General features: G+C 47.1%; 20 protein-coding genes and 1 pseudogene. 13 read left to right on the top strand and 8 right to left on the bottom strand.

Annotated elements, in window-relative coordinates:
- Nucleotides 1–42: 42 nt before the first annotated feature.
- The 9 genes from coaBC (at nt 43) to GLV81_RS15195 (ending at nt 6826) form a co-directional block, all read left to right on the top strand.
- Nucleotides 43–1254, top strand: a complete 1212-nt coding sequence (gene coaBC, locus GLV81_RS15230) for a bifunctional phosphopantothenoylcysteine decarboxylase/phosphopantothenate--cysteine ligase CoaBC (RefSeq protein WP_157479636.1) — start codon at nt 43–45, stop codon at nt 1252–1254.
- Nucleotides 1241–2176 carry a type IX secretion system protein PorD gene (gene porD, locus GLV81_RS15225; RefSeq protein ID WP_246186045.1) on the top strand — a complete coding sequence of 312 codons (936 nt, stop codon included), beginning with the start codon at nt 1241–1243 and terminating at the stop codon, nt 2174–2176. Before coaBC ends, porD begins: the two co-directional genes overlap by 14 nt.
- Before the next feature lie 8 nt (nt 2177–2184).
- Nucleotides 2185–2586, top strand: coding sequence for a DUF4296 domain-containing protein (locus GLV81_RS15220; protein ID WP_197428480.1), 402 nt, complete (start codon nt 2185–2187; stop codon nt 2584–2586).
- Nucleotides 2579–3295, top strand: a complete 717-nt coding sequence (locus tag GLV81_RS15215) for a CoA transferase subunit A (protein WP_157479634.1) — start codon at nt 2579–2581, stop codon at nt 3293–3295. Before GLV81_RS15220 ends, GLV81_RS15215 begins: the two co-directional genes overlap by 8 nt.
- Before the next feature lie 101 nt (nt 3296–3396).
- Nucleotides 3397–4050 (top strand): CoA transferase subunit B, encoded by a 654-nt coding sequence (locus GLV81_RS15210; RefSeq protein ID WP_157479633.1) that lies wholly within the window; start codon nt 3397–3399, stop codon nt 4048–4050.
- 76 nt (nt 4051–4126) lie between these two features.
- On the top strand, nt 4127–4966 hold the full coding sequence (locus GLV81_RS15205) for an aminotransferase class IV (protein WP_157479632.1): 840 nt from the start codon (nt 4127–4129) through the stop codon (nt 4964–4966).
- 49 nt (nt 4967–5015) lie between these two features.
- Nucleotides 5016–5411 (top strand): deoxyribodipyrimidine photo-lyase, encoded by a 396-nt coding sequence (locus GLV81_RS20625; RefSeq protein WP_246186044.1) that lies wholly within the window; start codon nt 5016–5018, stop codon nt 5409–5411.
- Entirely contained in the window at nt 5408–6319 is a 912-nt protein-coding gene (locus GLV81_RS15200; protein WP_246186043.1) for a cryptochrome/photolyase family protein, read from the top strand. Before GLV81_RS20625 ends, GLV81_RS15200 begins: the two co-directional genes overlap by 4 nt.
- A gap of 108 nt (nt 6320–6427) precedes the next feature.
- Nucleotides 6428–6826 (top strand): energy transducer TonB, encoded by a 399-nt coding sequence (locus GLV81_RS15195; RefSeq protein WP_197428473.1) that lies wholly within the window; start codon nt 6428–6430, stop codon nt 6824–6826.
- Between the two features lie 8 nt (nt 6827–6834).
- On the opposite strand, the gene GLV81_RS15190 is transcribed toward GLV81_RS15195, so the two are convergent.
- From GLV81_RS15190 to GLV81_RS15155, 8 genes and pseudogenes are all read right to left on the bottom strand, one after another.
- Nucleotides 6835–7989, bottom strand: a complete 1155-nt coding sequence (locus GLV81_RS15190; RefSeq protein WP_157479630.1) for an MFS transporter — start codon at nt 7987–7989, stop codon at nt 6835–6837.
- A gap of 92 nt (nt 7990–8081) precedes the next feature.
- Nucleotides 8082–8929 (bottom strand): annotated as a pseudogene (locus tag GLV81_RS15185) (1,4-dihydroxy-6-naphtoate synthase).
- A gap of 88 nt (nt 8930–9017) precedes the next feature.
- Nucleotides 9018–9626 carry a futalosine hydrolase gene (gene mqnB, locus GLV81_RS15180; RefSeq protein WP_157479629.1) on the bottom strand — a complete coding sequence of 203 codons (609 nt, stop codon included), beginning with the start codon at nt 9624–9626 and terminating at the stop codon, nt 9018–9020.
- Between the two features lie 212 nt (nt 9627–9838).
- On the bottom strand, nt 9839–11332 hold the full coding sequence (guaB, locus tag GLV81_RS15175) for an IMP dehydrogenase (RefSeq protein ID WP_157479628.1): 1494 nt from the start codon (nt 11330–11332) through the stop codon (nt 9839–9841).
- Nucleotides 11333–11517: 185 nt separating this feature from the next.
- Nucleotides 11518–11817: a DUF202 domain-containing protein gene (locus tag GLV81_RS15170; protein WP_157479627.1), complete on the bottom strand. Its 300-nt coding sequence runs from the start codon at nt 11815–11817 to the stop codon at nt 11518–11520.
- 83 nt (nt 11818–11900) lie between these two features.
- Complete coding sequence (locus GLV81_RS15165) at nt 11901–12263, bottom strand: DUF1304 domain-containing protein (protein ID WP_157479626.1); 363 nt, start codon at nt 12261–12263, stop codon at nt 11901–11903.
- A 72-nt stretch (nt 12264–12335) separates the two neighbouring features.
- Nucleotides 12336–13433, bottom strand: a complete 1098-nt coding sequence (dprA, locus tag GLV81_RS15160) for a DNA-processing protein DprA (RefSeq protein ID WP_157479625.1) — start codon at nt 13431–13433, stop codon at nt 12336–12338.
- A gap of 187 nt (nt 13434–13620) precedes the next feature.
- Nucleotides 13621–15528, bottom strand: a complete 1908-nt coding sequence (locus tag GLV81_RS15155) for an OmpA family protein (RefSeq protein WP_157479624.1) — start codon at nt 15526–15528, stop codon at nt 13621–13623.
- Nucleotides 15529–15670: 142 nt separating this feature from the next.
- On the opposite strand from GLV81_RS15155, the gene GLV81_RS15150 reads away from it, so the two are divergent.
- From GLV81_RS15150 to GLV81_RS15135, 4 genes are all read left to right on the top strand, one after another.
- Complete coding sequence (locus GLV81_RS15150; RefSeq protein WP_157479623.1) at nt 15671–17377, top strand: DUF1800 domain-containing protein; 1707 nt, start codon at nt 15671–15673, stop codon at nt 17375–17377.
- A 13-nt stretch (nt 17378–17390) separates the two neighbouring features.
- Complete coding sequence (locus GLV81_RS15145) at nt 17391–18962, top strand: DUF1501 domain-containing protein (protein WP_157479622.1); 1572 nt, start codon at nt 17391–17393, stop codon at nt 18960–18962.
- Between the two features lie 181 nt (nt 18963–19143).
- The gene (locus tag GLV81_RS15140; protein WP_197428462.1) at nt 19144–21435 is read left to right on the top strand and encodes a TonB-dependent receptor; all 2292 of its coding nucleotides are present in this window, start codon (nt 19144–19146) and stop codon (nt 21433–21435) included.
- A 38-nt stretch (nt 21436–21473) separates the two neighbouring features.
- Nucleotides 21474–22022, top strand: coding sequence for a hypothetical protein (locus tag GLV81_RS15135; RefSeq protein WP_157479620.1), 549 nt, complete (start codon nt 21474–21476; stop codon nt 22020–22022).
- Nucleotides 22023–22032: the final 10 nt, after the last annotated feature.

The following is a 22032-nucleotide window of genomic DNA, read 5'->3' as shown; positions in this document are numbered from 1 at the left end:
GGCTTCAATGGCTGTCGTTTTTTGTTTCAATACCTTTCAGCCATGAACAGCCAATTGCAAGGCAAGAAAATATTGTTGGGTGTTACGGGCGGCATTGCTGCCTATAAAAGTATTCTGCTTTTACGGCTGCTGGTGCAAGCAGGGGCAGAGGTGAAAGTGGTAATGACCGATGCGGCCACGCAATTTGTATCGCCATTGGTGCTGGCTACGCTTAGCAAGCATCCGGTAGAAATTGAATGGACAAAAGACAATCATACATGGGCCAATCATGTAATGCTGGGGCGTTGGGCCGACATCATGGTGATTGCACCAGCTACCTGTAATAGTATTGCCAAAATGGCCAATGGTGTTTGCGACAACTTGTTGATGGCTGTTTTCCTGAGTGCCACATGCCCTGTAGTGATTGCGCCTGCCATGGACGAAGACATGTGGTTGCATGCTGCAACAAAGCGCAATATCAATACGCTATTGCAAGATGGACATGTTGTGCTGCCCGTGGGCTATGGCGAGTTAGGCAGTGGCCTTACAGGCCAAGGCCGATTGATAGAGCCAGTCGAAATTTTCCAACAGATTGAAATGCAACTCGCCAAAGAAAAGCCACTGGCTGGTTTATCGGCAGTTGTAACTGCAGGGCCAACCTACGAACCCATTGATCCGGTTCGTTTCATTGGCAATCATTCCAGCGGGCTCATGGGCATTACAATTGCCAATGCTTTGCATGCTGCAGGAGCACAAACAACCCTTGTATTGGGGCCAACGCATTTGACAGCCAATGTGGGTGTTGAAACCATCAAGGTAACTACAGCCCAGCAAATGTTTGATGCTGTGGCAGGCGTTTTTCCTTCCACACAAATAGCTGTAATGGCTGCGGCAGTTGCCGATTATCGACCTGCAACAGTGGCTCATCAAAAAATAAAAAAGCAGGTAGATGAACTGGAATTTTCGTTGGTGAAAAATCCGGACATTCTGCTACACTGCGGTATGAATAAAAGCTCCAATCAATGGGTAGTGGGCTTTGCGCTGGAAACCAATGACGAAGCTGCTCATGCCATGGATAAACTACGGCGTAAAAATGCCGACATGATAGTAATGAATTCCATGCAAGACAAAGGCGCTGGCTTTGGTAGCGCCAACAACAAAGTCACTATTTTTGAACCAGAAGCAGGGCCGCTGTCATTGCCACTGATGACCAAACAAGATTTGGCCAAAGAAATCGTTTCTCTGATTGCTAAAAGAATCCATGAAAAAGCATAATTCGTTTTACCATATCGTGTTTGTATTGATGCTTAGCATTGGTTGGCAAAGCACACAGGCGCAGGAAATTTCTGCAAAGGTGACAGTGTTGTCAAACAGAATAGCCACGCAGGTAGACAAACGTATTTTCACCACTTTGCAAACGCAGCTCAACAACCTGCTCAACAACCGCAAGTGGACAGAGGATAACTTCAAGGTGAACGAACGCATTGAGTGCAACTTCATTTTGAACCTCGATAAAATGGTGGAGCAAAATGTATACACTGCTTCGCTCATCATTCAAGCGGCAAGGCCTGTTTTTAATAGCAATTATCAATCACCACTCATCAACTGGCAAGACAACGATATCCGTTTTCGCTACGTAGAATTTCAACCAGTTGAATTCAACGAAAACAGATTGAATGCATCAGATCCCTTGGCGGTGAATTTACCGGCAGTATTGGCCTATTATGTAAATATCATTTTGGGTGTTGACTATGATAGTTTCAGTATCAAAGGCGGATCACCCTTCTTCAAAAAAGCTTTGTTTATCGTCAACAATGCACCTACAGGCAACTCCATTTATGGTTGGTCGCAGTTTGATGGGTTGCGTAACCGGTATTGGTTGGCAGAAAATTTCATGAACGAACGATACACGCTGATGCATGATGCCATCTATCAATACTACCGCAATAGCCTCGACTATTTTTACGACGATGAAAGACGGGCAAGAGAGGAAATGATGAACGTCATCAACCTGCTGCATACTTACAACACGAGTAATCAAAACACGATGGTGTTGCAATTTTTCATGCAGAGCAAAAGTGATGAAATCATTCAAATCATGAAAAAAGCTGCTCCCGACCAAATGCAGCGGGCAGTGGGTATGCTGGAAAAAATTGACGTAACCAACGCCAAAAAATACAGGGAGCAATTGAAATGAGGCATGCCATGAAAGGACTGATTTTGGTAGCAACTGCCATTTGCCTGTTGGCTGCCTGTAAAGGCGGCAAGCATGAATTGAGCGAAGGACAGATGAAACAAATCATGTGGGATTTGTCGAGAGGAGAAGCCTTCCATACGTATTATCTGGTAAGGGATAGTGCCCGCAACGCTGACAGTGCTGCCATGGCGGTTTATGCAAAAATTTTAGCCTTTCACAAGGTTTCCGCCGATGATTTCTTTTACACGTTGGACATTTACCGAAACGATCCGAAGCGCTACAGAATACTCATGGATTCTGTAAATGCATATGGTAGTAAGCAGCGTGAAATTTTGTTTGCTCCCGAAGAAACCGCTGCAGATACCAGTGCGCCTAAGGTTCGTAAACAAATTCGCTCTGCCAATGAATAAAGTGTATACTGATGCGGCTACTGCTGTAGCCGACATTGTCAACGGTGCTACCCTTATGTTGGGTGGTTTTGGTTTGTGTGGTATTCCAGAAAATGCCATTGCTGCACTCGTAGCCAAAAAAGTAACCGGACTCACATGCATTTCGAACAACGCTGGTGTGGATGACTTTGGCATTGGCCTGATGCTGCAACAGCGTCAGGTGAAAAAAATGATTTCTTCGTATGTAGGAGAGAACGCCGAGTTTGAAAGACAGTTGCTCAGTGGCGAATTGGAAGTAGAATTGATTCCGCAAGGAACACTGGCTACCCGCTGTTTGGCAGCTGGCTATGGCATGCCTGCCATCTTTACACCGGCTGGTGTTGGTACCGAAGTAGCTCAAGGAAAAGAAGTGCGTCGCTTTGCTTTCAACGGCGAAGAAAAAGACTACCTGATGGAGTACGCATTTGAAGCGGACTTCGCCATTGTAAAAGCCTGGAAAGGCGATACACAGGGCAACCTCATTTACAAAGACACGGCCCGCAACTTCAACCCCATGATGGCGATGGCGGGAAAAATTACGATTGCAGAAGTAGAAGAGCTGGTACCTGCTGGCGAACTTGATCCCAACTTTATTCATACACCTGGTATTTATGTGCACCGTATTTTCCAAGGGGTGAATTACGAAAAGCGCATCGAACAACGCACTGTTCGTAAACAGGCTGCAGAGTAACTCATTTGAAGTTATGTTAGCTGCATCCAGTAAAACATTGTACTAACATTCTGGCCTTTTCATTAGCACATTTTCAAATCAGCACATTAGCACATTGAATCATGCTCGATAAAAATCAAATAGCGAAGCGCATTGCACAGGAACTGCGTGATGGTATGTACGTGAATTTAGGCATTGGCATTCCCACATTGGTAGCCAACTATATTCCTGCCGGTGTAAACGTGGTGTTGCAAAGTGAAAACGGCTTGCTGGGCATGGGCCCATTCCCATTTGAAGGTGAGGAGGACCCCGACCTGATTAATGCAGGCAAGCAAACCATTACCACCGTGCCGGGCTCTGTGTTTTTCGACAGCGCCATGAGCTTCGGTATGATTCGTGCCGGCAAAGTAGACCTCACGGTTTTGGGTGCTATGGAAGTAGCCGACAACGGTGATATTGCCAACTGGAAAATACCCGGTAAAATGGTGAAAGGCATGGGTGGCGCCATGGATTTGGTAGCCAGCGCCAAAAACATCATTGTGGCCATGCAACACGTAAACAAAGCGGGTGAAAGCAAACTGCTCAAGCAGTGTTCCTTGCCCATTACTGGTGTTCGCTGTGTCAAAAAAATTGTAACGGAGCTGGGACTGTTTGATGTAACGGAACGTGGATTTGAGCTGCGGGAATTGGCGCCGGGTGTAACCGTAGAAGAAGTGCAAGCCAAAACTGAAGGCCGCCTCGTAGTAGAAGGTGATATACCGGTGATGAACCTGTAATGCAGCTTTTCTCTACCCGTTTGATTAATGATACAGTTGTACTTTGCAGCCTGCACCAGCAAGTGCAACCTCCATTATGTTAGTCTATCTCAACGGACATTTTATCAACGAGCAAAAGGCGACGGTATCTGTCAATAACCGCTCCTTTCGGTATGGCGATGGTTGTTTTGAAACCATCAAACTCATGCATGGTCAAGTGTTGCAACCGCATTACCACACCGGGCGTTTGTTTGCATCCTTGGCGCAATTGCATTTCGATTGTCCGTCCTATTTTACACCAACGTATATCATTCAACGCATAGAAGAACTGGCTGCAAAAAACCAGCATCAAACTTTGGCCCGTATTCGGGTTACGGTTTTTCGGGGCGATGGCGGCTTGTACGATCCATCGAACATGCGCCCCAATCTGCTCATTCAATCCTGGCCATTGAATGAAGAAAACAATCAGCTCAACAGCAACGGTTTGGTACTTGATATTTACCGCGATGGCCACAAAGCCTGCGATACTTTGGCCAACATCAAAAGCAACAATTACCTGCTCTATGCCATGGCTGCCATAGCTGCAAAAGCACAGCATTGCAACGATATGTTGGTGCTCAATCAGCATGGACGAGTAGCGGATAGCAGCATTGCCAACCTATGGTTGGTGGAAGGCGACACATTGGTAACGCCTGCATTAACCGAAGGTCCGGTAAGCGGTACTGTACGCAGATACTTGCTGGAAAATGCTGCCAACAAAGGATTTTCGGCCATTGAGTCAGCAGTAACAGAAGAACGGTTACTGGCTGCCGACGAAGTGTTTTTGACCAACGCCATTTACGGTTTGAAATGGGTGCAGCGCATTGGCAACCAAGCATACGGTAGCAAATGGGCAGCCAAAATACATGCACAATTGCTGCAGCCTTTGTGGCAATAAACTATTTGCTGCGGTGCTTGTTTTATGCACACAACCTAATCGCACCAATATGTCTGCTGTCAATATCATGTGGTTTCGCCGCGACCTGCGCCTGACCGACAACGCTGCTTTGTATCATGCACTCAAGGCCGGCTTGTCGGTAGTACCGGTGTTTATTTTCGACAGGCATATTTTGGATAAGCTGGAAGACAAGGCCGACAGAAGAGTAGAATTTATTCATGCGGCTTTGCAGGATATGCAGCAGCAGCTGAAAGCCATGGGGAGCACCATGCATGTGTATTATGGTTTTGCTGATGCCGTGTGGCCACAAATTCTGAAGGACTATGCGGTGGCTAACGTGTTTACGAACCACGATTATGAACCCTACGCTTTAGAACGAGATGCGGTCGTGCAACAAATGCTGGCTGCAAAAACATTGGCTTTCATACCTATAAAGACCAGGTGATTTTTGAGCAAGACGAAGTGCTGAAAGATGATGGCAAACCTTACACTGTTTTTACGCCTTACAGCAAAAAATGGAAAGCCAAACTCAATGCCTTTTATCTGAAAGCCTATCCTACGGAAAAATATTTCGCAGCGTTTTTACAACTGGAAGCAAAGCCAATTCCCAGCTTGGAGAGCATGGGTTTTCAGCAGGTAGACAAACCTTTTCCGGCACGGTTGCTGAAAGCGGAACTGATAAAAAAATACAAAGACCAGCGGGATATTCCGGCGATTGAGGGCACATCCCGATTGGGTGTACACCTGCGTTTTGGTACACTCAGCATTCGCAAACTGGCGGCCTATGCGCAGCCACTCAGCGAAGGTTTTTTGAACGAACTCATCTGGCGTGATTTTTACCACATGATATTATGGCACTTTCCGCAGGTGGGCAAGGGGCAGGCTTTTAAACCCCAATACGAGTTAATTCAGTGGCGGAATAATGAAGCAGAGTTTAAAGCGTGGTGCGAAGGCAACACGGGCTATCCCATTGTAGATGCCGGCATGCGGGAACTCAACGAGACTGGATTTATGCACAATCGTGTTCGCATGATTGTGGCTTCTTTTCTCACCAAGCATTTGCTCATCGACTGGCGCTGGGGCGAAGCTTATTTTGCACAAAAACTACTCGACTTTGACTTGGCGGCCAACAACGGTGGCTGGCAATGGGCTGCCAGCAGCGGCTGCGATGCAGCGCCTTATTTCCGGGTGTTTAACCCCAGCCTGCAAACACAAAAGTTTGACCCGCAATTGAAATACGTTCGCAAATGGGTACCCGAATTTGAAAGCCTGACGAAGTATGTGCCGCCCATTGTAAATCATGAAATGGCCCGCAAACGGGTGCTGGAAGTGTACAAGCAAGCGTTGGGGTAAAGGAAGCTGTAGATGACTTGACGATAAGTTAAGTGCATCTTTTTGCAGAAACTTTCAACTGCACATTGTGCAAATGAATCATCATTGTCATCATAGCAAATGATGACAATGCAAATCAGTAAATACTTCATAGTACTATTACTTCTCTCTTGTAATAAATTACTTGCACAGTTTGAGTATAAAGAAGACTTGATTATACCCAACTGTGATGAAACCTTTCCGGAATTTCCCGGAGGTATTAGTGCCATTCATCAGTATTTACAGAGTGCAATAAAGTACCCAAAGTGGGCTTACAAAAATGACATCACAGATACTGTTAGGATCACCTTCACCGTGGGTATTTCAGGAAAAATTGTAGCAATAAAAGCAGAAGGGTACAAGTATGAAAGACTGGCTCAAAGGGTAGTTAATGCTTTTCAAAAAATGCCTGCATGGAAGCCCGGCTCTATTGCCGGCAAACCAGTGGAAATGAAAGAGGCCATACGTATTTACTTTTTGATACGATGAAATGACAACTACTTTTTCTTCGGCAATGCACCCGCCAAAATACTGGTGCTCAGGCCTACCAATGCTACCATGGCAAAGCTCCAGCGCAGGTTGGTGGCTTCGGCTACAAAACCAATGATGGGCGGGCCCGATAAAAAACCGGCATAGCCAAAAGTGGACACCATGGCCAATGCTTGTCCGGGTTGTAAAGTAGTACTACGGCCTGCCTGGCTGTACACCAGCGGCACCACACTGCTTACACCAAAACCCACCAACATAAAACCTATGGTTGCCGCTCCAATGGTAGGAAACAATACCGCTGTCATTAAGCCTGTAGCTATTAAAAATCCTGCACCTCGCAGCATGAGTCGTGAGCCAACCCGCATCACCACTTTATCGGCCATAAACCTGCCGGTGGCCATGCATCCCATAAATGCTGCATAACCCAAGCCCGTTAATGAAGGAGGTACTTGCACGGCCTTTTTAAAATACACACCACTCCAGTCGAACATGGTGCCTTCGCAGAGCAAACAGGCAAATGCAATGGCACCCAGTTTGAGAATTTGTTTGTTGGGCAATGCAAATGCAGATTGCGATTTTTTTGCAGCAGTAGTAGGAATGGTTCTCGATAAAAAAATGAACGTGAGTGTGTACACTGTGGCGGCAATAATGGCGAAGTGTTGCCATGTAAGCAGCTGCAATCCCATGAGCAATGCACCTACTGCAGCACCGCTAAAACCAGCCAAACTCCAAATGCCATGAAAGGAGGCCATGATGGTGCGGCCATACAATTTCTCCACGGCCACGGCTTGTGTGTTTACCGATACATTCATCATATTGCCCGACAAACCAAAGAAAAACAAGGCAACCACCAATTGCCATATTGCTTCCGTAAAACCAATAGACAATAAAATAGTAGGGTACGCAAACGCGGCTATGCGCAGCACATTGCGGCTGCCAAATTTGGTAACCATGGCACCCGAAATGAAGGAGCTCACCAACAAACCAAACGGCAATGCCAGCAACACGCTACCCAGTTGGGCTTCGTTCAGTTGCAGCTTGGCCTGCACTTGTGGTATGCGGCTGGCCCAACTGGCAAACGTAAATCCGGCGGTGAAAAAAAATACAGCCACAGCAATGCGGTGGCTTCGTGGCGATAAAGGACTGGCTACATTGGCTTCCATTCTACTGGTAGTATTGTTGTGTAATGGCGGGCAATGTTGTAGAAATGATGCGTTGCAAATGTACAATCATCAACGCGAAGCAAAACTCAGGGCTACGCAAAAACCGTTTGTGGTGGATAAGCTTTCTTACCCAAGGTTTCCATCATTTGTAATACCGCTGCCTTACCTGCATCGCCCAGATTAAGTGAGTAATCATTCACATACAAATTGATGTGTTGACGCATTACATCCTCACTCATTTCCTGTGCATGACAACGTACATAGTCAGTTACAGCAGGGTAGTGGGCAAATGCATACTGCAGGCTTTCGTGTATCAATGCATCTACACGTTGAATGAGTGCTGCATCAAAACTTCTTTTCATCACAATACCACCAAGTGGAATAGGATTGCCTGTGGTTTGTTCCCAAAAATCGCCGAGATCGATGATTTTGTGCAAGCCTTTTCCTGGTACGTAAATCTGTTTTCGTGAATGATCACCCCCAATCCTTCGCCGTTACTTACAAATGCTTCAATCTCATCAAAGCGTTTGAATACTTTTTTGGTAGCCTGCGGAAATGCCTGCGAAAACAAGAAATGCGCAGTGGTGTCTTCGCCGGGTACAGCAATGATTGAAGCATTTACCAACTCCTGTATTTCCTGCCAACGATTTCCATCCTTCGTACCTCGTACTTCGTTCTTCGAAATTAGCAATGGTCCTACCCCTTTGCCCAAAGCACCGCCGCTATTCAGCACTACGTAGTTGTCCGTAATTTTTGGTGTAACGCCGTAGCTGATTTTGCTGATGTCGAGCTTGCCTGCTTTCGCCCATTGGTTCAGCGTTTGTACGTCTTCCAGTACCACTTCAAATTCCAGATCGCCGCTGTCAATTTTGTTGTTGACCAGTGCATCAAAAATGAAGGTGTCGTTGGGACAGGGAGAAAAACCAAGTGTCAGTTTCATACCATAGAAATATTGGCAAAGAAACGACCGTTCCGTTCAATCGCAGTAGCGAAGAAGGGAACGGTCGTCAATGTATTGTCAAAAAAAATTACAGCGAATCTATCAGTGCTTTTACGGCAGCATTGAGGTTGGCAATGGCCGTGCCCAGCATCCATTTGGTCTTGTCTCTTTCGCCTACCACATTGCTGATGGCCCGCAGTTGCACGAAAGGCACATTCTTTTTGGTACACACATAGTGCAGCGCAGCGCCTTCCATGCTTTCAATATCGGCTTGCCATTTTTGCTGCAATGCTTGCACGTATGGTGTATAGTCTGTTACCGTGTTGATGGTAATAGATTTTACATGCGGCATTTGCAGTTTATTGATGATGTTGTGCGGATTGACCAGCCATTCTTTTTCGGTACTCAGGCCCAGCTGCTGCAGCGAATGAAACTGATTGGCTTCGTAGCTGCCAATATCGCCAAAGGCATCTTGCTTTACCGCTACTACATCGCCCATTTTCAGGCCGCTTCCTTCAAATGCACCTGCCACACCGGCTTGTATTACCAAATCATAGCGATGTCCATGCAGTTGCTCCGATAGTTCGTACGTGGCTGCATGCAGGCCAACTCCGGTAATAAGGATGTCGTGGTGTGGCGCACTCAACACATAATCCTGAATCTCCAATTGCGTAGCAGATACCAATAATATTTTCATAACGGGCTCAATAGTTTGATTAGAACAAAACTGACGGAATGCGAATGAACAAACAAAAACTTGTATCAGCTATTTTTTAAGTAAATACTACTTAATTCGGTACAGCTGCCAGCACCATTACAGCCGTTTTTAACGCCGTATTGGCCCATAAAAAAACTGCAACAACCATTGGTTGTTGCAGCAATGCATTAGCGTTATGATGTATTGAAACCTTAGCGGCTATAGTTGGGTGCCTCACGTGTAATTTCAATATCGTGGGCATGGCTTTCTTTTATGCCGGCGCTGGTAATGCGTACAAACTGCGCTTTCTCCTGCAAGGTGTTGATATCTGCAGCACCACAGTAGCCCATACCTGCCCGCAAGCCACCGGTGTATTGGTGTATCACTTCGCTCAGATGGCCTTTGTAGGCTACGCGGCCTTCAATGCCTTCGGGTACCAGTTTTTTAATGCCGTCTTCCACATCCTGAAAATAGCGGTCGCCGCTGCCTTTTTGCATGGCACCAATGCTGCCCATGCCGCGATACTGCTTAAACTTACGGCCTTCGTAAATGATGGTATCGCCGGGGCTCTCTTCAGTACCGGCAAATACGCCACCCATCATCACGGTGCTGGCACCGGCTACCAATGCTTTTACCAAATCGCCGGTGTAGCGGATACCACCATCTGCAATTACAGGAACACCCTTGGCTTTGAGGGCTGCGCTGGCTTCCATTACGGCGGTTATTTGTGGTACACCTGCACCAGCTACAATGCGGGTGGTACAAATGCTACCGGGACCAATGCCCACTTTCACACAATCGGCACCGGCATCGGCCAATGCTTTGGCACCAGCGGCGGTACCTACGTTGCCGGCTATTACCTGCAAGTTTTTAAAATTCTTCTTGAGTGTTTTCAGCGCATCAATTACGCCCTTGCTGTGGCCGTGGGCACTGTCGAGGGTTACCACATCCACGCCTATTTTCATGAGGGCTTCGGCACGTTCCAGCATATCGCCGGTAATACCCAGTGCAGCGCCTACCAGCAGTCGGCCGTAAGCGTCTTTTACTGCATTAGGATAGTTCTGCACTTTCTGAATATCGCGGTACGTAATGAGGCCCACCAGAGTGCCGTCTTTTTTTACCACGGGCAGTTTCTCCACTTTGTACTTGCTCAAAATTTTGCGGGCACCCACCAGGTCGGTGCCTTCTGGTGCGGTAATGAGACCTTCGCTGGTCATTACCTGCTTTATTTTTTTGCGGGGGTTATCTTCAAACCGCAGGTCGCGGTTAGTGAGAATACCCGTCAGTTTGTTCTTGCTGTCTACAATGGGAATGCCGCCAATTTTGTTGTCGGCCATCAGCTTCAGTGCATCGCCAATGGTAGCTTCTTCGTGCATCGTTACGGGGTCGATGATCAAGCCACTTTCGCTGCGTTTCACCTTTCTTACCTGCTCGGCCTGCTGCTCAATGCTCATGTTTTTGTGCAGAATGCCAATGCCACCCTCCCGGGCCAGCGCAATGGCCAGTTGCCATTCGGTCACTGTGTCCATGGCGGCACTAATGATGGGAATGTTGAGGGTAATGTTTTTGGTGAGGCGGGTTTTGATGTCCACTTCACGGGGCAGTACCTGGCTGTAGGCAGGCACCAATAGTACATCGTCGAAGGTGAGGCCTTCGCCAAAAAACTTATCGACAGACTTGGTAAGGGGAGATTTTTTTGTTGCCATGGGCAAAAGTAGGGTAACGAACCTATTCGAGCCAAAAATGGACTGGGGCTGTCGGCAGTTGTACATGCTTCGGCTACAGTCCGGTGCCCTGCATGCTCCGCTTCGCTCCGGCCCCGACCGAAGCGTCGGGGGCTGGCTTCGTGCCTCAGCCACATTCCGGTCACCGCAGCCCATCAGCAGTTGATTTACTCATCATCCGCCTCCAGATACGCCATTTTATAATCGCCAATGTGTTGCTCACTCTCTTTGATTTTGCGGCGGTGGTACAGGTAGTTGACAATACCAATGATGAGCAGGATAGCCGCAATGACCATAAAGCTGTATTCAACGATGCCGCCGTCTTTCATATCAATCAAATGATTGATGCTGATGCCCGCCACCAGAAAATACATGGCCGTACGCAAGAAGGCCAGAAACGTACTTTGGTTGGCCATAATGGTACGCTGCAGCGCCAGCTTTTCGCGGAGGATGAGGTCTTTGTTCATGCGGTGTTGTTTGCTGTGTAAATATCGGTCTTCTTGCTACGCAACGTTCCGTGCCGGAGGCGTTGCATGTAACCAAAAGGAAACTAGTTGCTCAACAACAAAAGCAAAGCCACTATAGCCGGCAAGGCTTGTACAAAGAATATTTTTTTGCTGGCCGTTACAGCACCATATACACTCGCAACAATGACGCAGCTCAAAAAGAAACAAGCTACATGTGACTGCCATTTGGTATTTTCTATCAGCAACGACCAAACGAGACCCGCTGCAAGAAATCCATTGTATAATCCCTGATTGGCTGCCAGTGCTTTGGTGGGTGTAAATAAATGTGCCGGCAAACTTTTAAAGGTTTTCTTGCCAATGGTTTCCCAGGTAAACATTTCGAAATACATAAAATAAAAATGCTCCAGCGCAATGAGGATAATCAATACTGTAATGACGATCTGCATGCTTGTTGATTGAATGTTTTAAAAAGAGAAATCATTCGGGTATGAAGACTTAACCTGATATAGCAGGTTCTTTCAGAGCAATTTATACATCTTTCCCGGCAGGCTTGCTACTACACCCTGCAGCTCCAGTGTCAGCAGTGCAGTAGCTACTGCAGAGGCGGAGAGCTGGCTGCGCAAATTGATTTCATCAATGTGCAAGGGTGATGGTTGTAAAAGGTCGTACAGTATCCGTTCATCTGCACTCAGCTCTATAAACAAACTGCGTTGTGCCGGTGCTTTCTTTTCCTGTGGCAGCCAGTTCATCATTTCCAGTACATCTTGTCCACTGGTAATGAGTGCTGCTTTATTGGTTTTAATCAAATGGTTGCAGCCACGGCTGCGGCTATCCGTTATTTTACCGGGATAGGCCAGCACATCGCGGTTGTAATTGTTGGCCAGTTCGGCGGTAATCATGCTGCCACCTTTCACATCCGTTTCTACTACAATAGTAGCATCGGCCATGCCCGCTACTATGCGGTTGCGGGTAGGAAAATTGTGTTTGTCGGGGCCGGTGCCACTCATGAATTCGGTAAGTATACCGCCACCTTCTTCCAGCATTTGTTTGGCGAGTTTTTTGTTTTCCGCAGGATAGATGGTTTGTAAGCCATGTGCCAACACTGCCACGGTCGGCAATTTATGTTTCAGCGCATCCCGATGGGCCAATGTGTCTATACCAAATGCCAGCCCACTTACAATGAGTACTTCGTGTGCTGCTAAACTTTCCATCAGTTCCTGCACACAGTGCTTGCCGTAATCGCTGTTTTTACGAGTGCCAATGATGGATACGATCCTGCTTTGATTGAGGTTGGCTTCGCCTTTGTAATACAGCATGGTGGGGCTGTCGTAGCAATTGAGCAATCGCTTTGGGTACGCTTCATCCAGCAAGCACAAAGGTTGTATGTGATGCTTCTCGATAAAAGCCACTTCGCTGCTGCATAGCTCAAAATCTGTGTATTGCTTGATGCTTTCTGCTCTGACTGTGCCAATGCCATCGATAGCAGAGAGCATCGATTTTTTGGCTTTGAAAATATCGGTGGCGTTACCAAAATGTTGGAGCAATGTTTTGGCCGCTACGCAACCAATTTGTGGTACCTGTGTGAGGGCAATACGGTATTCGAGTTCGGTGGGCATGTTGGAAGTTCGGTTGTTTATTAGATCCAATGTTCCAAAGTTCACAAGTTCACAAGCAAGGTTTCAGAAAATGCTTCCCTACTTCCTTATTTATTATTGCTTATTCCTTATTGAATCTTTTTCAGTTGAACTTACCAACGAACAAACAAAAAACCAAAAACAACAAACGATGAACTGACGGAAGCAACTACAAACCCACAATCTGCAATTCTGTGCGGCGGTTTTTTGCCCGACCTGCTTCTGTGCTGTTGTCTGCAATGGGTTTGCTGCTACCAAAGCCTTTTGCCGTCAGGCGGGTTGCAGCCACACCTTTGCTTGCCAAATAGGCTACCACACTTTTGGCCCGGTTGGTACTCAGCAGCAGGTTGTCGGCGGGCTTGCCCACATTATCGGTATGCCCGTTGATCCGCACTTTTACCGAAGGATTGTCTTGCAGCAATTGCACCAGTTTATCGAGTTCTACATAAGAGCTGGGGTTGAGTTGGAAGGAGTTGGTTTCGTATAAAATATTCTTCAACTCCAATGAGCTATTGATGCGGATGGGTTGCAACAAAATGTTGTTGGTGTAAGTGCTGTCAGCTGGTTGTGCTGCCAGTTCAAACCGATCGCTGTAAAACAAATACCCCTGTCTGTTTACCGTGAAAGAATAATCATTGCCCACAGGCAATGTCACAAGATAATTGCCCGTTTCATCAGTGACCACTTTTTGCAACACTTCACCGCTGTTCAGGTTTTTCAATTCAATGGCAGAGGGCAAACCTTTTTTCGTTTCGGCATCTTGCACCACGCCTTTTACCCATAAGGTTTTAAACGGCCTGTCGTATTCAGGCAGTTCAAAACGATACAAATCCAATGCACCACGGCTATCGCTACGGGCACTGGCAAAGAAGGCGGTTTTGCCATCGGCCGCTACACTCAGGCTGCCATCATCTTCAATGGTATTGATGGGGAAGCCTAGGTTTTGCGGCACACTCCACTGGCCGCCGGGTCCTTTACGGCTCACATAAATATCGCTGCCACCATAGCCGGGATGTCCGCCCGAAGTGAAGTACAAGGTTTGATTATCGGCATGAATAAACGGTGCCAATTCATCAGAAGTAGTATTGAAATTGGGCCCCATGTTTTCGGCCTTGCTCCATTGGCCATTGGACAATCTTTTCACGGCATACAAATCTTTGCCACCAAAACCACCGGGCCGGTTACTGCTGAAATACAAAGTTTGTTTATCTGGGCTCAGCGTAGGACTGCTCTCCCAAAACTCCGTGTTGATATTGCTGCCCAAATTGAAGGGTTCGCTCCAGCCATTGTTGTCGGCGTAGCAGATGTACAAATCAAAATCGCCAAAGCCTTCTTCAAAATTGCCGGCAAAAATGAGCCAGCTGCCATCCTGCGAAATCATCAATCCACCTTTCGATTCTTCTTCGTTGAGCGGTCCCGCAATAGGCTTGGCCAAGCTGTAGCCATCGTCGGTTTTGAACGCCTGATAAAAATCTTCGCGAAAGCCATTGCCCCTGCGGGTAAATACCAAACGGCTATCATCAATCGTGAAGGATGGATAGTATTCGCTGCGATTGCTATTGATGCTATCGCCCAAATTGAGCGGATGAAATTCCTTGCTGCTTTTGTTGTTGGCAATGGCTTGCAAAGCAAATGCATAAGTGCCCGACCGATATGTGGCGGCTTGTTTGCTGCGGGGGTGCAGGTTGGGCAGGTTTAGGTAGCGTTGAATAATGTGTTGCGCTTCTTCAAAACGCCCGGCACCAGCAAGGTTGATGGAGTAGGGCAGGTAATAATCACGACTGTAAATGCTGTCGAGTGCAATGCCTGTTTCGTAGCACAGAATGGCACTGTCGTATTGCTTTTGCTGTCCGCAGGCGCCTGCCAAACTCAGCCAGGCATCTACAAATTTGGGGTCTTGCTTCAATGCTTTTACCAACAATGCTTTGCCTGCAGCAAACTGACCATCGGTGAGCTGCTCAATGGCGCCGCTGTACATAAACTGCAGCTTGCTGTTTACTTTTTCTGGATTGTACCATTGGGCATTTCCTGAAAAGTGGAAGAGCAATAAAAAGAACAACAGACGAAGCGTTTTCATGAACATGGTTATGGTGGCTGAAATTAGGCGGTTTTGTGTTAATGGCCTGTCAAGGAAGAGGGCCGCAAACTTGTATGGTTTATTTCTGTAATCCATGTAACTTTTGCCCGATATCCAAGTCTACCCAACTCAACTGCTTATTATGGATCGGAGAGATTTCTTCCGTACATCAATCAATACCGGTGATGAGGCTACTGCAACTACCTTGCCAGCGCCCCCTCCGCCACCCACCAACCGCGACGTCCGGCTACAATCCGGCGTACAATTGTACGGCGGCGCCTGGGGTAAAAACGAACTCATTCATTTGCTCAAGCGAACCATGTTTGGTGCCCGAAAAGCAGATGTAGATTTTTTCAGCGGACAGTCGATGTCGGCCGTGGTAGATGCATTGCTCACGGTGCCGGGCAATACCAGCACCGTGCCGGTAAAAGTGTATACGCCCAATGCGCAAACCACACCGGCCAACGATCCGGATTTGGCATTAGCACAAGGACAGCCCTGGGTGACGGTGCATACCAACGATGGCTCTGTGAACAGTGGCCGACGGGCGGCTTTCAAAGCCTGGTGGGTAGGGCAAATGGTGAATCAGGAGCGAAACATTCAGGAGAAAATGGTGCTGTTTTGGCACAATCATTTTGCTACAGAAACGGTGGACATCAGCTACGGCATTGGTTGCTATCAACACAATGTATTGCTGCGCAAATATGCATTGGGCAACTTTAAGGAAATGGTGAAAGCCATTACGCTGGACCCGGCCATGCTGCGCTACCTCAATGGTGAAAAGAATTTGAAAAATGCTCCTGATGAAAACTATGCCCGTGAGTTGCAGGAGTTATTTACATTGGGCAAAGGACCCGACAGCAAATACACAGAAGAAGATGTAAAGCAAGCAGCCAGAGTGCTCACTGGTTTTCGAATAAAGTATGCCGATGTAACCAGCTATTTTGATGCCAATCAACACGACACTGGTAACAAAACTTTCAGCAGTTTTTACAACAACAAAATCATTACAGGAAAAACCGGAGCCAACGGTGCACAGGAATTGGATGAGCTGCTCGATATGATTTTTGCGCAGCCAGAAGTGGCGAAACACATTGTGCGAAAACTATATCGCTGGTTTGTGTATTACGATATTGATACGCAAGTAGAAGCTGATGTGATAACGCCTTTGGCCAACCTCTTCCGCCAAAGCAATTATGAAATAAAACCGGTGATGGCGGCCTTGCTCAAAAGCGAACATTTTTTTGACCCACTCAATCAGGGATGCCAGATAAAGAGCCCGGCCGATTTGGTGATTGGTGCGGTTCGTGAGTTCAATGTGCAGTTTCCGGTGGCGACCGATTTTGCCAACAACTATACTATGTGGAGTTGGCTGCAAACAAACACTACCAATCAACAGCAAAACATTGGCGACCCGCCAGATGTAAGTGGTTGGAAAGCTTATTATCAGGAGCCACAGTTTTACGAAATCTGGATCAACAGCGACACGCTGCCGAAGCGCAATCAGTTTACTGATACGATGATCATCAATGGCTATACCCGTAACGGCCAAACCATTCGTTTTGATGCCATTGCTTTTGCCAAAACGCTGCCCAATCCCGGCGACCCGAATACATTGATTGATGATTCGCTGTTGTATCTCTACCGCATTCCATTGAGTGTGGCTTCAAAAACACAAATCAAAAAAGATATTCTGCTCAGTGGTCAGTCCGATGATCATTACTGGACCGATGCATGGAGTTTTTACATGGCCAATCCCAACGATAATATGGCCATGACCACCGTACGCAACAGGCTGCGTAGTTTGTATCAATATTTCATGAACCTGGCCGAATACCAGTTGGCATAAATGCACAGCAGTGATGAAAAGACGTTCCTTTTTACAACAAACACTACAAGGCGTAACACTGCCTGCATTGGTAGGTGGTTTTTCGGTAAAAGCTTTTGGCGAAGCCTCTCCGTTTTTCGACATGTTTGGCCTGGCGGAAGATACTGACCACGTGCTGGTATTGGTGCAACTCAACGGTGGTAATGATGGCTTGAATACAGTCATTCCGCTGGATCAGTACAGCCTCTATAACAATGCCCGCAGTAATATTGCCATTCCGGAAAGTAAAGTGCTTAGCCTCACCAACAACAAAGCCACCGGTTTGCATACTGCCATGACGGGCATGCAATCTTTGTACAACGATGGTAAAATGGCCATTGTGCAGGCTGTGGGTTATCCTTCGCCCAACTTTTCACACTTCAGGGCTACAGATATCTGGATGAGTGCCAGCGATAGCAATCAGTTTGTGAATTCTGGTTGGGCAGGCCGCTACCTCAACCAATACTATCCCAATTATCCATCGGGTTATCCCAACAGCAACATGCCCGATCCTGTGGCCATACAAATTGGTTCGGTTACATCTTTGGCGCTGCAAGGCCCGGCGGTAAACATGGGCATGAGCATTACCAACCCTAGTAGTTTTTACAATTTGGTAAATGGTGTGCAAGACACAGCACCCAATACACCTGCAGGTAAAGAACTTACTTACATCCGCACCGTAGCCCGGCAAACTCAACAGTACGCCGACACTATTAAAACTGCTGCTGCCAAAGTGGTGCAGCAGTCTGCGTACCCAACGGGCAACAGCCTGGCCGACCAACTCAAAATTGTAGCCCGGCTGGTAAAAGGCGGTTTAAAAACAAGGGTGTACATGGTAAGCATGGGTGGTTTCGATAACCACGCCAATCAGGTAAACAACACCGATAAAACCACAGGCACCCATGCCAACTTGCTGAAAACACTCAGCGATGCAGTGAAAGCATTTCAGGACGACCTGAAGTTTTTGGGGGTAGAAGACCGGGTACTCGGCATGACCTTTAGTGAGTTTGGCCGGCGCATCAAAAGCAACGGCAGCGTAGGCACCGACCATGGTGCTGCAGCTCCGGTTTTTTTGTTTGGTAAAAATGTACAGCCTGGTGTAGTGGGCACCAATCCTATTATTCCTGCCAACCCTACCGTGCAGGATAATGTGGCTTTTCAATACGATTTCCGCAGTGTGTATGCCAGCATTTTGGAGAGTTGGTTTTGTGTAGATAAAACCACCATTCAGGGCCTGCTGCTCAAAAACTTTCAACGCTTGCCGGTGGTCAATGGTGCGGGTTGTGGCATTACACCACCTGCTACCAGTGCGGGGAAAATCCGTAACTATCCCAACCCGTTTGAGAGCCAAACCACTATTGAATTTACCAGCAATGGTGGCCATACCTTGTTGCAGGTGATAGATATGACTGGCCGGGTAATAGCGGTGCTGCTCGACAAAGAATATGCGGGCCCGACCACAGATAGGGTGGTTTTTCAGGGCGGTACTTTGCCTGCAGGCAGTTACTATGCCCGCCTGCAAAACGGCACCGACACCAAAGTTTGCCTCATGATGAAGCTTCGTTAAACTTTACTTGTTGCAAAAAAATGTTGCAATAATTTTTTGGGCAGCAATATGCCTGCACTTATAAATTTGCAACGTGGTTACAAAAACGAATTCCCGGAATCAAAGGCCCGAAAAGGCTTGGCGTGTTACTGCTAAAACAGCGTTGCTGTTGCTGGCAGGCATGCTATGGCAGTTGGTGGCTATGGCTCAATGTACACTCAGTATTGCCGGCACTGTAACCGATGAAGACACGAAGCAACCGCTGTCGGCGGCTACCATTACCATTATGGAAACCGGCGAAAAAGGGATGACAGATGCAACCGGTCGTTTTTTGCTCAAAGGCATTTGCCCCGGCAACTACACCGTGAAAGTAACCCACAACCAATGTCGCCCGGTGCAAATGCATGTGCATGTACAAAAAGATGTGCAGTTGAGTTTTGTAATGCCGCATACAGTAAATGAACTGCAGGAAGTAACCGTGGTGGCGGCAGCCAATGCCAAATCTGGCGCTATTGGTGCTGAGCTGAAAGGAAAAGAGATGGATGCATCGAGAGGACAATCATTGGCCGAAGCATTGCAGCGTTTGAGTGGCGTAACTATGTTGCAAACGGGTACCAATATTGCCAAGCCCGTGATACATGGCCTGCACAGCAACCGGGTGCTGATGCTCAACAACGGCATTCGCCAGGAAGGCCAGCAATGGGGTAGCGAGCATGCACCGGAAATAGATCCGTTTATTGCCAACAGATTAACCGTTATTAAAGGCGCCAGTACACTGCGCTACGGGGCAGATGCCATTGGTGGTGTAGTGTTGGTAGAGCCCAAACTGCTGCGTTATCAACCGGGTATTGGTGGCGAAATTTCTGCTGGTTTTTTCAGCAATAACCGACAGGCATTTATGTCGGGTATGGTAGAGGGCAATGCTAAAAAACATCCTGCTTTTTCGTGGCGGGTGCAGGGTACGTACAAGCGTGGCGGCAATGCCCAAACGCCCAATTATTGGTTGGCCAACTCCGGCATGCAGGAAATGAATTTTTCTACCGCTGCCGGTTGGAAGAAGCCCAACAAAGGTCTGGAATTATTTTACAGCCAGTTCAATACCAAACTCGGAATTTTCTCTGGATCACACATTGGCAACGTAACAGATTTGATGAACATCATCAACAACGGACAGCCACCTTCATACGTCACCAATACAGATTTTTCATACAGCATCGACCGGCCTTATCAGCAAATACAACACCATTTGGCCAAGGCCAAAGCCTTTGTAAAAACGGGAGCCAACAGCCGTTTGAATGCCATTCTTTCTTACCAGTACAATTGGCGCCGAGAGTATGATATCAAACGCTTCAGTAGCAGTAGCAATGTGCCCCAAATGGATATTGGTTTGCAAACCATTGGTGCCGATGTGGTATGGGATCATTATGCAGGCAAGCAAATACGCGGTTCGGTGGGTGTGCAGTCTTCGTATCAGTTCAACAGCTACACGCAGCGGTTTTTCATACCCAATTATCAGGCCATTAACGCTGGCGTATTTGCGATTGAGAAATACAGTAAGAAGCAGTTTGCTGCAGAGATTGGTGTGCGGTACGATGTTCGCAGCATCTTCGATATTCACCGCAACAACGGCCGCACTTATTACGACAGAAATTACGGTAGCCTGAGTGCCAACGGTGGTGCCAGCTATCACTTGAACGACTGGATCACTGCAGCCATCAACCTGAGTACTGCATGGCGGGCACCACAGGTAAATGAACTATACAGCGATGGCTTGCATCATGGTTCAGCCCGCATCGAAAAAGGCAATCCGAATCTCAATCCGGAGAGGGCTAATAGTGTGATGCTGTCGCTGAATGTGCAGCGTAAAAACTGGCAGGCAGAAGTGGTTTGGTACCACAAGCAAATCAACGATTTCATTTTTCTGCGACCCACATTTCCGCCACAGCTTACCATTCGTGGTGCATTCCCCACGTTCTTGTACGATCAAACAAATGCCCGTATCAGCGGAGTTGATTTTTCATCGCAATATGCATTCAATAGTCATATTGCCTGGCAGTTGAAAGCATCGTTTGTAAGGGCTTTTGATAAAAAGGCAAACGACTGGATTATTCAAATGCCTGCTGATAGGTTTGAGAATGCTTTGACTTATCAGTTTGCAGATGGTAAGCGTTGGAAAGACCCATTCATCAAATTGCAATGGCAATGGGTGCTGGAGCAAACAAGGGTGCCGGCTACCGGCGATATAGAAGTTACGCTACCCAATGGCAGCAAACAAATGGCCAGCGATTATGCAGCTCCACCGGCTGCCTATCATTTGCTGGGCATGGAAGCAGGCATTACGCAAACCATTGGCAAAAAGTCGGTGAAGTGGTTGCTCACAGGTAGCAATTTGCTCAATACGGTGTACCGCGATTACATGAATGCTTTCAGGTATTATGCCGATGAAATGGGCATCAACATTGCTTTTAAAGTGCAGGTGCCCATAGGTCAATAAGTTTCCAATTTTCAAATCCAAATAAGAACAAAAAAGCTATGAAGAAGTATCAGAAAATGCTGCTCGGCCTGGTAGTTGTTGCAAGCATAGCTACAGGTTGTAAGAAGAACAAAGAAGAGTTGAATGAAGAGGAGTTGATTACAACAGTACAACTCAAGTTTACAGAAACGGGAACGAGTAATACCACGACTGCCACTTTCAGAGACATTGATGGCGATGGTGGCAATGCGCCCACCTCGTTCGATAATATTGTGTTGGCTCCCGGCAAAACCTATGATGTAAGTATTGAGTTGAAGGATGAATCGAAAACACCCGCTCTAGACATCACTGATGAAGTAGAAGAAGAAGGTGATGAGCACCAGTTCTATTTTGTGCCCTCGGCCGTTAATATTACGGTAAGCAATCTCAACACCGATGCACTTGGTTTACCTTTGGGTACCACTTCTAAATGGACAACCGGTGCAGCCAGCACAGGTGTTGTAAAAGTGGTGTTGAAACACAAGCCAGGAGGCATAAAAGCCGCAGGCGATTTGATTAGCAAAGGCGAAACAGACATTGAACTCGATTTCAATGCCCGCATACAATAAGACATTTTAA

The organism is Phnomibacter ginsenosidimutans (assembly GCF_009740285.1).
In the GTDB taxonomy this organism is placed as follows: Bacteria; Bacteroidota; Bacteroidia; order Chitinophagales; family Chitinophagaceae; genus Phnomibacter; species Phnomibacter ginsenosidimutans.
This window is presented reverse-complemented; position numbering and strand designations above follow the sequence as displayed.